This window comes from Bacteroides sp. 214 (genome assembly GCF_010501015.1).
Taxonomy (GTDB): Bacteria; Bacteroidota; Bacteroidia; order Bacteroidales; family Bacteroidaceae; genus Bacteroides.
Window position 1 is genome coordinate 21,339 of record NZ_QVML01000017.1, and the last position, 13,964, is coordinate 35,302.

The following is a 13,964-nucleotide window of genomic DNA, read 5'->3' on the forward strand; positions in this document are numbered from 1 at the left end:
CTGAGAACCAGGTAGTCTTATTTAAGCTCAACTTCAGCTCCAGCTTCTTCCAATGCTTTCTTCAAGGCTTCAGCTTCATCTTTAGCTGCACCTTCTTTCACTACACTTGGAGCACCGTCTACCATGTCTTTAGCTTCTTTCAAACCAAGACCGCAAGCTTCTTTAACGGCTTTAACCACTTGCAATTTAGCTGCACCAGCACTTTTCAATACTACATCGAATGAAGTTTTTTCTTCTGCGGCAGCAGCACCACCACCAGCAGCAGGAGCAGCAACAGCAACAGCTGCAGCAGCAGGTTCAATACCATATTCTTCTTTAAGGATAGTTGCAAGTTCATTAACTTCTTTTACTGTCAAGTTAACTAATTGTTCTGCAAAAGCTTTCAAATCTGCCATTTTATTTTAAATTTTAATGTTTATACAAAAGTGTTTATAATTATCTTTCACCAAGAGTTTTCAGAACCCCGTGAATGGTGTCACCACCTGATTGAAGAGCAGAAATAACATTCTTCGCTGGAGATTGCAGTAAAGCAATAACATCAGCAATAACTTCATTTTTACTCTTGATTGAGATTAGAGCGTCTAATTGATCAGCACCAACATAGAAGCTTTCTTCAGCATAAGCTGCTTTCAGCCCAGGAATACCATCTTTAGCTACTTCCTTAATCAACTTTGCAGGCACGTTAGCTACATTGCTAAACATGATTGAAGTTGATCCTTTAAGAGTATCAAAAAGTGGAGAAAAGTCTTCTTCCAATGTTTCAAGCGCTTTTCTAAGAAGTGTATTCTTCACAACCAACAATTTGATTTCTGATTTATTACAAGCTCTTCTCAATGCACTTGTCGACGCAGCATTCATTGCTGTCATGTCAACTAAATAGAAGTGACCATATTCCTTTATTGTCGCAGCGATCTGCTCAATTATTACATTTTTATCTTCCTTCTTCATGATCTTTTAATTTATTAAATTTCTTCAACTGATTTAGGATCAATCTTAATACCTGCACTCATAGTGCTAGAAAGATAAATGCTCTTAATATATGTACCCTTGGCTGCAGTAGGTTTAAGTTTCAAAAGAGTTGCAATAAACTCTTTTGCATTTTCACGAATTTTTTCTTCGTCAAATGATACTTTACCAACAGAAGCATGAACAATACCGGCTTTGTCAACTTTAAAGTCAATTTTACCTTGTTTTACTTCTTTCACAGCTTTCGCAACATCCATTGTAACCGTACCACTTTTAGGATTTGGCATCAGTCCACGAGGACCAAGCACACGCCCTAAAGCTCCAATTTTAGCCATGATAGATGGCATAGTGATGATAACATCAATATCAGTCCATCCACCTTTGATCTTTTCAATATACTCGTCAAGACCAACATAATCAGCACCAGCTTCTTTTGCAGCAGCTTCAGCATCAGGTGTACAAAGCACCAATACACGTACATCCTTACCAGTTCCATGAGGAAGAGAAACAACCCCTCTCACCATTTGGTTAGCTTTACGTGGATCAACACCTAAACGTACATCAATATCTAAGGAAGCATCAAATTTAGTAAATGTAATTTCTTTTACTAACGATGCAGCTTCTTTCAACGAGTATGCTTTCCCTGCTTCAATTTTTCCGGCAGCCAACTTTTGATTTTTCGTAAGTTTACCCATTATAAATCGAAGTTTTATTAATTATTTGTAGGGAATTCCCCTTTTACTGCAATACCCATACTTCTAGCTGTACCAGCAACCATTCTCATCGCAGCTTCAATAGTGAAACAGTTTAAGTCCACCATTTTATCTTGAGCAATCGTACGAACTTGTTCCCAAGTCAACTCGGCAACTTTCTTACGATTTGGCTCAGCAGAACCACTCTTTACCTTAGCTACTTCAAGTAATTGAATAGCAACAGGAGGAGTCTTTATGACAAAGTCAAAAGACTTATCTGCATAATAAGTAATGATTACAGGTAATATTTTTCCTGCTCTGTCTTGGGTTCTGGCGTTGAATTGCTTGCAAAACTCCATAATATTAATCCCTTTCGAACCTAATGCAGGTCCTACTGGGGGTGATGGATTTGCCGCGCCACCTTTAATCTGTAATTTGATTAGTCCAGCAACTTCTTTAGCCATTTTGATTTGAATTATATATAAATATTAATGAGAGAACAAACAGCGTAACACCTGTATTATTCTTTCTCTACTTGCATAAAGCCCAACTCGAGCGGAGTCTTCCGGCCGAATATTTTCACCATAACCTTTAGTTTCTTCTTTTCCGTATTCACTTCTTCAATGACACCATTGAATCCGCTAAATGGCCCAAAAGTAACCTTTACTGTTTCGCCTACAACATATGGGATATTAATATCTTCACCCACATCTTGAAGCTCGTCTACTGTTCCTAGTATGCGATTAACTTCTGATTGTCTTAATGGAACCGGTTTTTCTGAACCGCCAAGAAAACCTATCACATTAGGCGTACTTCTTAATCGATGAGAAACCTCACCAACAAGAGCAGCCTCAACCAAAACGTATCCAGGCAAATAACTTTTCTCTTTCACAACTTTTTTACCATTGCGAACCTGATATACTTTTTCGGTTGGAATTAGTACCTGAGATACATATTCGCCAAGATCGCTGTTCTTAATGTCAGCCTCAAGGTATTCTCTTACCTTGGATTCTTTTCCGCTTATGGCACGTAAAACATACCATTTTTTTTCAACCTCAGACATTCTATTAATGTGGATAGATGATTTTTCCCATTAAAGCTTGAAAACCAGAGTCCATCGCAAACACCAACAATGCAATAAGTAGGGAAGCATATAAAACAACTACTGCACTATTAGTTAGTTCAGAAAACGTAGGCCACGAAACTTTATGCACAAGTTCGTTATAAGATTCTTTGATATAATTAATTATCTTTTTCATCTCAATAAAATTAGCACGGGAGGAGAGGCTCGAACTCCCGACACCTGGTTTTGGAGACCAGTGCTCTACCAACTGAGCTACTCCCGTTTATAGACAATTCAGTTCCTGCATAACACAGGAACTGAATTATATTATTATTATGCTATCTCAGTAATCTGACCAGCACCTACTGTACGACCACCTTCGCGGATAGCGAAACGAAGACCTACATTCAATGCAACCGGATAGATCAACTCTACGTTAATTGTTACGTTATCACCAGGCATTACCATTTCAGTTCCTTCAGGAAGAGTAATTTCACCTGTGATGTCCAATGTACGCAAATAGAATTGAGGACGATACTTGTTGTGGAATGGAGTGTGACGTCCACCTTCTTCTTTCTTCAAGATATACACCTCAGCTTTGAATGCACTATGAGGAGTAATTTTTCCTGGGTGACAGATAACCATACCACGTTTGATTTCGTTCTTGTCGATACCACGAAGCAACAAACCTACGTTATCACCAGCTTCACCTGAGTCAAGAATCTTACGGAACATTTCTACTCCTGTAACAACTGATTTCTTAGCTTCTGAACCAAGACCGATGATTTGAACTTCTTCACCAGATTTGATGATACCAGCTTCGATACGACCTGTAGCAACAGTACCACGACCTGTGATCGAGAATACGTCTTCAACAGGCATCAAGAATGGTTTGTCAACATCACGTGGAGGCAATGGAATCCAAGTATCAACAGCATTCATCAATTCCATAACTTGTTCTTCCCATTTAGCAACACCGTTCAATGCACCAAGAGCAGAACCACGGATAACTGGAGTATTGTCACCGTCAAAGTCATAGAATGAAAGGAGTTCTCTCATTTCCATTTCTACCAGTTCCAACATTTCTTCGTCATCAACCATATCACATTTGTTCATGAATACAACCAACTTAGGAACGTTTACCTGACGAGCCAAAAGGATGTGTTCGCGAGTTTGAGGCATAGGACCATCAGTTGCAGCAACTACAATGATAGCACCATCCATCTGAGCAGCACCAGTTACCATGTTCTTTACGTAGTCAGCGTGACCCGGACAGTCTACGTGAGCGTAGTGACGGTTAGCTGTTTCGTATTCAACGTGCGAAGTATTAATAGTAATACCTCTTTCTTTTTCTTCAGGTGCATTATCGATTGAGTCGAAAGAACGCAATTCTGAAAGACCATTTTTAGCCAATACTGTAGTAATGGCAGCTGTCAAAGTGGTTTTACCATGGTCAACGTGACCAATAGTACCGATGTTAACATGCGGTTTGGAACGATTAAATTTCTCTTTAGCCATAGCTTTACTTGTTTATTTATTATAATTAATAATCAGCATTTCATTATTTAATGAGCTGTTACCGGGATTTGAACCCGGGACCTCTTCCTTACCAAGGAAGTGCTCTACCACTGAGCTATAACAGCAAAAAAGAGCGGAAGACGGGGCTCAAACCCGCGACCCTCAGCTTGGAAGGCTAATGCTCTATCAACTGAGCTACTTCCGCAAAAGTTTTTGAGAAACGCACAATACTTATTATATAATAAGGTGTAACGTTTTCAATCAGAGCTGTAAGCTCGTGGGCAGTGATGGATTCGAACCACCGTAAGCGTAAGCTATCTGAGTTACAGTCAGACCCATTTGGCCACTCTGGTAACTGCCCTTTCAATACTTTTCCTTGAGCCTCTTGTCGGATTCGAACCAACGACCCCGAGATTACAAATCACGTGCTCTGGCCAACTGAGCTAAAGAGGCGTTTCGTAAAAAAATGCAACCGTTACACTCAAACACGAGCGAAACGGCTGCAAATTTAGTTATTTATTTCTTTCCCGCAAAGAAAACGCATTTTTTTTATTTTTTTCTTGTCTTTTCTTTATGCTTAGCAAGCTGTTTTTCCAAAGCCTCAAGGCCCTCATCAACAGCTTCCTCGAAAGTATTACACACCTTGCTGGCATAAAACTCTGCATTTGGAGCATAGATTTTAATTCCAGCTTCTTTGTTTGTAGCACTCTCGGGCTTAACTACCTTCAACGAAACCTCCACGGTTTTTATATCATCATAAAACTTTTCCAGTTTTGCGGCTTTTTTTTGAATGAATGCTTGTAATTGTTCTGAAGCATCAAAGTGAATTGATTGAATTCTTATTTCCATAACAACCTCCTTTTTTTAAGCTCTGGGATGAGCTTGTTTATAATTCTTTTTTAGTTCCTCGAACGTAGTATGCGTATAAACCTCCGTAGCCGCCAAGCTACTATGCCCCAACAAATCTTTTACTGCGCCAAGCTCGGCACCACCATTTAGCATTGCTGTTGCAAAAGTATGCCTCAATGCATGAGGAGCTCTTTTCTTCTGCGTAACTACTCCCGATAGATTCTTTTTCACTAAAACATAGACCGACTTCTTAGACAAACGCTCCCCTTTTTTATTCAGAAAGAAAGCTGCTGTTTCTCCAAAAAACTCTTCATTTCTTTTGTCGATATACCGCAGTATTAACTCTTTTAATACATCACCAAATGGAATTAACCGTTGCTTATTCCGCTTACCGGTAACTTTCAGTTGCAAAGAGAAGATATCAACATCAGCATTATTCAAATTCACCAACTCTGAAAGCCGAATCCCTGTGGAATAAAACATTTCGAGAATCAACCTATCGCGGCAGCCCCAAAAATCATCATCGTAATTCGTCACATCCAGTACTTTTTCCATGTCGGATTCTTTATAAAATACCGGAAGCGCTTTTTTCTTTTTGGGAGCCACTATTTTCAACAATGGATTTTTCGTTACTTCCCCTCTTCTCAACAAAAACCGATAAAAAGAACGCAGCGAACTCAGCTTTCTATTCACCGAACTCGCAGCATAACCAGCATTCATCAAGTAGATTACCCATTCACGAATCTGAGCCGGTTCAACTTCGGCTGGATCAAAAGAAACATTCTCTTCTTGAATATATTCCCGAAGTTGAGCAATATCCTCACCATATCCTACTATGGTATTTTCGGAGTAATTGCGCTCGTACCGAAGATAATCAAGAAAAGAATCTATCAACATACGTTACATCATTTATACTGCAACGAATGTAAGAAAAAGAATTTAATAATTCAAATAATTATGAATAATTAATCCTCTATTTGTTGAAGTTGCTGAACGTAAACTGCGCGCTCTTTCTTTAATCTATTCACAACAGAAGGTTTATCAAACTGTTGTCTACGTCTCAATTCTTTAACAACACCTGTTTTTTCGAATTTTCTCTTAAATTTTTTCAGCGCTTTTTCTATGTTCTCGCCTTCTTTAACTGGAACTACAATCATTTTTAACTATATTTTTTTAATTATTATATTTCTATGCACTTTAGCGGGGCAAAAGTACACATACTTTCTTTACCGACCAAACATAATTTTGTTTTTTTGCGTTTGCACAGTCTTATCAAACTACTAACATAGACAGATCAATACCTGTTGGTGGAATTAATTTTTAAATAGAACATTAGATTATAAGTTGTGCATACCTACATTTCACACTGACTATATTTTTGCATAGTGATATTGAAAAAGTATAAATATCACACAAACCCCTCTGCGGATAGGTTGTAGAACGTTAATTCGGATTTGGAAATGTCCCACAAAAAGGTTATCTTTAGTATAGCAAAGATATACAGATAGTATATACATAGAGAGGCGGGAAACCACGGGGTTTTTCGCCTCTATTTTTGTGCAAAATCGACTAAAAACGGTTACCATTTTTACCCGAAGTGGTAACCACCGACACCCAATATGGTAACCACTACCACTCTTAGTGGTTAACACAAAGTTTAAAATGCTGCATCGGAAAATAAAATCTTTCGTACTGCCATTTCTACGATATAACCAAAGTAAATGCCACCTATTTTACAGAAACTTAAAAGTTAATAGTCCATAAATAAATCAGACTTCAACAGGTTGCTGAATGGTTATATTATTATACATATATACTGGCTAAAGCTTAGAATATTTACTTATAACATTTGTAGCTTGGAGTGCATATCGCATTTTAGCACACCTTTTCAGCAAATTCATTTCACATTACAGCCTCTTTTTGTAGATTTGTATCTTATACATTAATTTATAGAGGCCATGAAAGAAAATATTGCCACTCGAATCTTTCTATTGAGGAAATGGATTAAAAAAAACGGCATAGATGCATTCGTTATACCAAGTTCAGACGCACACTTAAGCGAATATGTTGCCCCATACTGGAAATGCCGCGAATGGATTTCGGGGTTTACCGGATCGGCAGGGACTATCGTTATAACAGCAAAAGAAGTTGGATTGTGGACAGACTCACGTTATTTCATTCAAGCAACCGAACAATTGAATGGGACAGGAATTACACTATACAAAGAAATGCTGCCCGAAACCCCAACTATCAACCAATTTCTATGCAACACATTATCGCAAGGAAGTGTGGTAGGAATAAATGGCAGTGTTTTTTCAATCAATAGCGTAAGAAGACTTGAGGCAGAATTACTGAACAACAAACTCACATTGCGTACAAACTGTAATCCGTTTGATGAAATCTGGAATGAAAGACTACCCATTCCTCAGAATCCCGCATATATTTATGACACAAAATATTGCGGCAAATCATGCAAAGAAAAGATTGCAGATATTCGTAATGAAGTGAACCGATTAAACTGTCAAGGTATACTTTTATCTGCTCTTGACGAAATAGCCTGGACGCTAAATCTGCGTGGTAGCGATATCAATTTCAATCCAGTTGTTATCAGCTACCTATTAATAACAGAGAAAGAAAGTATATTTTTTGTGTTACCTGATAAAATCACACCCGAAGTAAGTGAATATTTAAAGGAACAAGGGGTTTCGGTAGCAGGTTACATGAATATAACCACCTCGCTCAACAATTTGGATATAAACACAATACTTATTGATGCAGAACGAACGAACTTTGCCGTCTACTCGTCCATTAACCATCAGTGCAAAATAACAGAAGCAACCTCTCCCGTGCAAATACTAAAATCCATACGAAATGAAAAAGAGATAGCCGGTGTGCACTCATGCATGAAGAAAGACGGTGTAGCTCTTGTTAAATTCCTCAAATGGCTGGAAGAAGCTGTGCAAACCGAGAAAGAAACAGAAATAAGCGTTGCAGAAAAGTTACGTGGTTTTCGCGCCCAACAAGATCTGTTTATGGGCGAAAGCTTCGAAACCATTGCCGGCTATAGCGAACATGCAGCTATTGTGCACTACACCGCCACCCCCGAAACTTGTTCAGTTCTAAAGCCCGAGGGCTTCCTTCTACTCGATTCGGGAGCGCAATATCTGGATGGTACTACAGACATAACCCGTACCATCGCGCTCGGTAGTCTTACCGAAGAAGAAAAGATTGATTACACCCTTGTTTTAAAAGGACACATTGCACTTGCCTCCGCCAAGTTCCCAGCGGGTACACGTGGCGCTCAGCTAGATGTACTGGCTCGCATGCCACTTTGGAAGAGAGGGATGAATTTTCTGCATGGCACAGGACATGGCATTGGACATTTCCTCAACGTACACGAAGGTCCTCAGAGCATCCGCATGAACGAAAACCCGATAACGCTTCAACCCGGCATGCTCACATCCAACGAACCGGGAGTATACAAAGCCGGTAGTCACGGGATACGCATTGAGAACCTTATTCTTGTAAAAAAAGAGTCAGTAGGGATGTACGGCGATTATTATCATTTTGAAACCGTAACACTCTGCCCTATTTGCAAAGAAGGAATTATCAAAAAGCTTTTAAGCAGCGAAGAGATAGAATGGCTAAACAACTATCATCTAAAAGTATATAATAATTTATCACCCAGCCTAAGCGAAGAAGAAAGAGCTTGGTTAAGAGAAAAAACAACCGAATTATAACATTATGGCATTAATCAGAAAAGTAAGAGGATTTACCCCACAAATCGGCAAAAACTGCTTCTTGGCAGAAAACGCAACTATAATAGGAGATGTAGTAATAGGTGATGATTGTAGTATTTGGTACTGTACCGTATTGCGAGGAGATGTTAATTCTATCCACATTGGCAATGGAGTAAACATACAAGATGGCAGCGTGCTGCATACACTTTACCAGAAATCAACAATAGAAATTGGAAATCATGTCTCTGTAGGGCACAATGTTACCATACATGGTGCACATATCAAAGACTATGCACTCATAGGGATGGGGTCTACATTGCTGGACGATGCTATTGTGGGAGAAGGAGCCATCGTAGCTGCCGGATCGTTGGTATTAAGTAAAACAATCATTGAACCGGGAAGCATTTGGGGTGGAGTTCCAGCTAAATTCATCAAGAAGGTAGACCCAGAGCAAGCAAAGGAGTTAAATCAGAAAATAGCCCACAACTACCTGATGTATTCAGATTGGTATAAAGAAGAAAAGTAGAAATTTACGCCCGTTCCTTGAACAGTTTTAGCCTTTCCTACGTTAAATGGATATCTAATTCCTTAAATTTATACTAATTTGCCTTAGCAATTTAACAAAATATCAAATAAATAAATATCTTTGCATAGCATGGAAAACTATCGAAATTAATAATTATAAAATTACAAACCTTTAATGAGCATTACGATGATTAAAAAAATGTATTTGCCACTATTAGCAATAGTGGTTGTTGCGCTTTCTTCATGTAGCAACAAAATGGGCGAACTGTCTGCTGACTATTTCACTTGTACCCCACAAGTATTAGAAGCAGTAGGTGGAAAAGTTCCAGTAACTATCAATGGCAAGTTCCCAGAAGCCTATTTCAACAAAAAAGCTGTTGTTGAAGTAACTCCTGTATTAAAATGGAATGGCGGAGAAGCTAAAGGACAAACTTCTGTTTTCCAAGGCGAAAAAGTTGAAGGTAACGACCAAACTATTTCTTATAAAATGGGTGGTAACTACACTATGAGAGCTAATTTTGACTATGTTCCTGAAATGGCTAAGTCTGAATTATATCTTGAGTTTAAAGCTTCAAAAGGCAATAAAGTAATCACTATTCCTGCTGTTAAAGTTGCAGATGGTGTTATCTCTACTTCCGAATTGATTGGCAATACAGTTGGTAGCGCAAACACAGCTCTTGGAGCTGACGCATTCCAACGAATCATCAAAGAAGCTCAACAAGCTAATATCATGTTCCTTATCCAACAAGCAGAACTTCGTTCTAAAGAATTAAAATCAGAAGGAATAAAATCTTTGAAAGAACAAATCTCTGCTGTTGACGCCGCTGAGAACATGAACATCAACAACATTGAAATTTCTGCATACGCTTCTCCTGACGGTGGTGTAAGCTTGAATGAAAAATTAGCTGGCAAACGTGAAGAAAACACAGAAAAATACCTTCAAAAAGAATTGAAGAAAGCTAAAGTTGACGCAACTGTTGATGCTAAATACACAGCACAAGACTGGGAAGGTTTCCAAGAATTGGTATCTAAATCAAATATCCAAGACAAAGAACTTATCTTGCGCGTTCTTTCAATGTACAAAGATCCAGAACAAAGAGAAAGAGAAATCAAAAACATCTCTTCTGTTTACAAAAACCTTGCTGACGATATCCTTCCTCAGTTGAGACGTTCTCGTTTGACTTTGAATTACGAAATCATTGGTAAATCTGACGAAGAAATTGCTAACCTAGCTGCAACAAATGCCAAAGAACTTACAGTAGAAGAACTTCTTTATGCTGCAACTTTGACTAACAGCGCTGCAACAAAAGAAAGCATTTACACAAAAGCAACTCAGTTGTTCCCTAACGACTACCGTGCTTATAACAACCTTGGTATTCTTGCTTACCAAGCTGGTGACAAAGCTAAAGCTGAATCTTTCTATAAGAAAGCTGCTTCTGTAAAAGCATCTCCTGAAGTAAACTTGAATCAAGGTCTTCTAGCTCTTGCTAAAGGCGACAAAGCTGCTGCAGAAACTGCACTTGGCAAAGCTTCGGGTACACAAGAGTTGAACGAAGCATTGGGTAACCTTTATGTAGCTCAAGGACAATACGAAAGAGCAGTAAACGCATTTGGTGACACTAAAACAAACAGTGCCGCTTTGGCTCAAATCCTTGCTAAAAATTACAATAAAGCAAACACCACATTGGCTGGTATTAAAGCTCCTGATGCATATACAGACTACTTGAAAGCTGTATTAGGTGCAAGAACAGACAACTCTTCAATGGCTATCAATAGCTTGAAGAGCGCTATCGCTAAAGATTCTTCATTGGCTTCTAAAGCAGCTAGCGATCTTGAGTTTGCAAAATACGTAACTAACTCAGACTTCTTGAAACTGATCAAATAAGTCATAGAAGTAAATATATAGAAAAGGTTGTTTGCCATCGGGCAAACAACCTTTTTTTGTACATAACAATAAAATTCCTACATTCGCATAAAATTTAAGAATTAAACATGAAGAATATCTGTTTCATATTGACAATCGCGCTTTGCCTACTTGGATGCGGTGAGAAAGACACCCTTCAGACAGTAAAGATACAAGGCGAGATAGCAGGATTGAAAAATGACACCATTTATCTATATGGTCAGTATGAAAATACGTTTGCAATACTGGATACTATTTATGTTCATGACAACAAATTTGTACATACCGTTGCGGTAGACACCACCACCCTCTCTTCATTGCTTTTTGCCGGTAATGAATATCCTCTCTTCTTAGAAAAAGGAAGCAATATCCGCATCAAAGGAGATTTAACCTCTCCCGACAGTATAAATATAAGCGGAAGTAAATACAATCAGGAACTCACTGTCTTTAATAATACAGTTGCTTCATTAGCAGAACCGACCGACAGCATCATTGAAAGCTGCATCGAAAGTTTTATCCGTCAAAACCAGAAATCGCCAGTTTGCCTGTACCTGTTGGATAGATATCTTGTGCAGAAAGCTACCCCTAAGATGGACAAAATCAAAGATTTCATCTCTTACATGGACGGAGAACTTCAAGACATGATATTCACAAAAAAGCTTCTTGAAAAGATTAATGAGAACGAGAAAATGGAGATAGGTAAAATGGCTCCATCCTTTAGCGTACCCGATAGCACCGGAAAGAAAATAAGCCGATACGATTTGCGCAATAAGGTATTATTAGTAAATTTCTGGGCTTCATGGAGTGATTCCTGTCAAGCGTCAAATGCTGAGTTGCGCGCTATCTATAAGCAATACAAGAAAAATGAAGGTTTTGCAATATTGAGTATTTCTCTGGACACCGACAGAGAATCGTGGATAACTGCTATAAAAAACGACACTTTGTCGTGGCAGCAGTTGTGCGATTTCTCCAGTTGGAATTCAACTGTTGTAAAGCAATACACTATTCTAGAGGTACCCGAAAATGTACTTATCAATAACACAGGCAGGATTGTAGCTCGTGGAATAAAAGGAGAAGAATTAAAAACTAAATTGGATGAACTTCTAAAAAAAGATAAGAACTAGCAAGTTCCCTCCAATTTCTAAAATTATTTTATGCTGGTAAAAGTGTATGGAGCGGCTGTACAGGGTATAGACGCGACAATAATTACTATTGAAGTCAATAGTTCAAGAGGATGTATGTTCTACTTGGTAGGACTACCCGACTCTGCCGTTAAAGAGAGTCATCGCCGTATTATCTCGGCATTACAGGTAAATGGCTATAAAATGCCAACAAGTAACTTAACCATCAATATGGCTCCGGCAGATATCCGCAAAGAAGGTTCGGCGTACGACCTGCCTTTAGCCGTTGGTATACTTGCTGCTTCTGAAACTATTTCATCCGAGAAGCTTTCACAATTTCTCATCATGGGCGAGTTGAGTTTAGACGGTACTATTCAACCCATTAAAGGAGCTTTGCCCATTGCTATTTCGGCAAGAAAAGAAGGTTTCAAAGGGATGATTGTACCACAACAAAATGCACGGGAAGCAGCGGTAGTAAATGACCTTGACGTATATGGAGTAACAAACATCAAAGAGGTCATCGAGTTTTTCAATAATGAGCGCGAGCTACAACCTATAGTTGTAAATACGCGTGAGGAGTTCTTTGCTCAACAAAACATGTACGACTTTGACTTTTCGGAAGTTAAAGGACAAGAAAATGTAAAGCGTGCATTAGAAGTTGCAGCAAGTGGTGGTCACAATTTAATTATGGTAGGTGCTCCCGGAAGTGGAAAATCAATGATGGCTAAACGCCTCCCTTCCATCCTTCCACCTCTTTCGTTAGGAGAGAGCCTGGAAACAACCAAAATACACTCCGTTGCCGGCAAACTTAGCCGCAACACTTCGTTAATAACCAAGCGACCATTTCGCGATCCGCACCACACTATTTCATCAACAGCATTAGTAGGTGGCGGTGCTTATCCACAACCCGGAGAGATTAGTCTAGCCCATAATGGAGTTTTGTTCCTTGATGAGCTTGCCGAATTTAACAGAACTGTATTGGAAGTGCTAAGACAGCCACTCGAAGATAGAAACATTACTATTTCGCGTGTTAAGTGGAGCATTGAGTATCCGGCAAGCTTTATGCTCATTGCTTCTATGAACCCTTGCCCTTGCGGCTACTACAACCACCCTACAAAACTCTGCGTGTGCAGTCCCGGACAGGTACAAAAATACTTAAACCGTATCTCGGGTCCACTACTCGACCGCATTGATATACAGGTTGAGATTGTCCCTGTTCCTTTCGAAAAGATATCAGACAACAGGCAAGGAGAGCCTAGTGAAGCAATTAGGGAACGAGTAGTACACGCTCGAAAAATACAAGAGGAACGATTCAAAGACACACCGGGCATTTATTGCAATGCACAAATGACCAGCAGGTTGTTATCCATTCATGCACAGCCTGATGAGAACGGACTCATTCTGCTAAAGAATGCCATGAACCGTCTGAACCTTTCAGCACGGGCATACGATCGTATCCTAAAGGTAGCACGCACCATTGCCGATTTAGAAGGAAGTGAACAAATACTTTCTTCGCACTTAGGAGAAGCTATTGGGTATCGAAATCTGGATAGAGAGAACTGGGCCGGATAATAAGCATAAAGAGAA

Annotated in this window: 15 protein-coding genes and 5 tRNA genes; 5 read left to right on the forward strand and 15 right to left on the reverse strand. The window is 39.1% G+C overall.

Going from position 1 to position 13,964, the window contains the following annotated elements; translation table 11 throughout:
• Window positions 1–17 precede the first annotated feature (17 nt).
• From rplL to rpsU, 15 genes are all read right to left on the reverse strand, one after another.
• A complete protein-coding gene (gene rplL, locus D0T50_RS11495) occupies window positions 18–395 on the reverse strand; it encodes a 50S ribosomal protein L7/L12 (RefSeq protein WP_163223678.1) in 378 nt (125 codons plus the stop codon).
• Window positions 396–435: 40 nt separating this feature from the next.
• Window positions 436–948 (reverse strand): 50S ribosomal protein L10, encoded by a 513-nt coding sequence (gene rplJ / locus D0T50_RS11500; RefSeq protein WP_163223679.1) that lies wholly within the window; start codon window positions 946–948, stop codon window positions 436–438.
• Between the two features lie 14 nt (window positions 949–962).
• Window positions 963–1,661, reverse strand: a complete 699-nt coding sequence (gene rplA / locus D0T50_RS11505; RefSeq protein ID WP_163223680.1) for a 50S ribosomal protein L1 — start codon at window positions 1,659–1,661, stop codon at window positions 963–965.
• Window positions 1,662–1,678: 17 nt separating this feature from the next.
• Window positions 1,679–2,122: a 50S ribosomal protein L11 gene (gene rplK, locus D0T50_RS11510; RefSeq protein ID WP_163223681.1), complete on the reverse strand. Its 444-nt coding sequence runs from the start codon at window positions 2,120–2,122 to the stop codon at window positions 1,679–1,681.
• Window positions 2,123–2,178: 56 nt separating this feature from the next.
• On the reverse strand, window positions 2,179–2,721 hold the full coding sequence (gene nusG / locus D0T50_RS11515; protein ID WP_163223682.1) for a transcription termination/antitermination protein NusG: 543 nt from the start codon (window positions 2,719–2,721) through the stop codon (window positions 2,179–2,181).
• A 4-nt stretch (window positions 2,722–2,725) separates the two neighbouring features.
• On the reverse strand, window positions 2,726–2,917 hold the full coding sequence (gene secE / locus D0T50_RS14000) for a preprotein translocase subunit SecE (protein WP_163223683.1): 192 nt from the start codon (window positions 2,915–2,917) through the stop codon (window positions 2,726–2,728).
• A gap of 14 nt (window positions 2,918–2,931) precedes the next feature.
• Window positions 2,932–3,004 (reverse strand) — tRNA-Trp (locus tag D0T50_RS11525).
• 50 nt (window positions 3,005–3,054) lie between these two features.
• A complete protein-coding gene (tuf, locus tag D0T50_RS11530; RefSeq protein ID WP_163223684.1) occupies window positions 3,055–4,239 on the reverse strand; it encodes an elongation factor Tu in 1,185 nt (394 codons plus the stop codon).
• Between the two features lie 53 nt (window positions 4,240–4,292).
• A tRNA-Thr gene (locus D0T50_RS11535) sits at window positions 4,293–4,364 on the reverse strand.
• A gap of 7 nt (window positions 4,365–4,371) precedes the next feature.
• Window positions 4,372–4,444: transfer RNA gene (locus tag D0T50_RS11540), tRNA-Gly, on the reverse strand.
• A gap of 73 nt (window positions 4,445–4,517) precedes the next feature.
• Window positions 4,518–4,600, reverse strand: a tRNA-Tyr gene (locus tag D0T50_RS11545).
• Between the two features lie 18 nt (window positions 4,601–4,618).
• Window positions 4,619–4,692 (reverse strand) — tRNA-Thr (locus D0T50_RS11550).
• A gap of 96 nt (window positions 4,693–4,788) precedes the next feature.
• Window positions 4,789–5,088 (reverse strand): ribosome hibernation-promoting factor, HPF/YfiA family, encoded by a 300-nt coding sequence (gene hpf, locus D0T50_RS11555; protein WP_163223685.1) that lies wholly within the window; start codon window positions 5,086–5,088, stop codon window positions 4,789–4,791.
• A 15-nt stretch (window positions 5,089–5,103) separates the two neighbouring features.
• Window positions 5,104–5,985, reverse strand: a complete 882-nt coding sequence (gene xerC, locus D0T50_RS11560; RefSeq protein WP_163223686.1) for a tyrosine recombinase XerC — start codon at window positions 5,983–5,985, stop codon at window positions 5,104–5,106.
• Window positions 5,986–6,053: 68 nt separating this feature from the next.
• Window positions 6,054–6,245 carry a 30S ribosomal protein S21 gene (rpsU, locus tag D0T50_RS11565; RefSeq protein WP_163223687.1) on the reverse strand — a complete coding sequence of 64 codons (192 nt, stop codon included), beginning with the start codon at window positions 6,243–6,245 and terminating at the stop codon, window positions 6,054–6,056.
• An 801-nt stretch (window positions 6,246–7,046) separates the two neighbouring features.
• On the opposite strand from rpsU, the gene D0T50_RS11570 reads away from it, so the two are divergent.
• From D0T50_RS11570 to D0T50_RS11590, 5 genes are all read left to right on the forward strand, one after another.
• Window positions 7,047–8,828 (forward strand): aminopeptidase P family protein, encoded by a 1,782-nt coding sequence (locus D0T50_RS11570; protein ID WP_163223688.1) that lies wholly within the window; start codon window positions 7,047–7,049, stop codon window positions 8,826–8,828.
• A 4-nt stretch (window positions 8,829–8,832) separates the two neighbouring features.
• Entirely contained in the window at window positions 8,833–9,354 is a 522-nt protein-coding gene (locus D0T50_RS11575; protein ID WP_163223689.1) for a gamma carbonic anhydrase family protein, read from the forward strand.
• A 186-nt stretch (window positions 9,355–9,540) separates the two neighbouring features.
• Entirely contained in the window at window positions 9,541–11,238 is a 1,698-nt protein-coding gene (locus D0T50_RS11580) for a tetratricopeptide repeat protein (RefSeq protein WP_163223690.1), read from the forward strand.
• A gap of 107 nt (window positions 11,239–11,345) precedes the next feature.
• Complete coding sequence (locus tag D0T50_RS11585; RefSeq protein WP_163223691.1) at window positions 11,346–12,380, forward strand: TlpA disulfide reductase family protein; 1,035 nt, start codon at window positions 11,346–11,348, stop codon at window positions 12,378–12,380.
• A gap of 30 nt (window positions 12,381–12,410) precedes the next feature.
• On the forward strand, window positions 12,411–13,949 hold the full coding sequence (locus tag D0T50_RS11590; protein WP_163223692.1) for a YifB family Mg chelatase-like AAA ATPase: 1,539 nt from the start codon (window positions 12,411–12,413) through the stop codon (window positions 13,947–13,949).
• The last annotated feature ends 15 nt before the right edge of the window (window positions 13,950–13,964 follow it).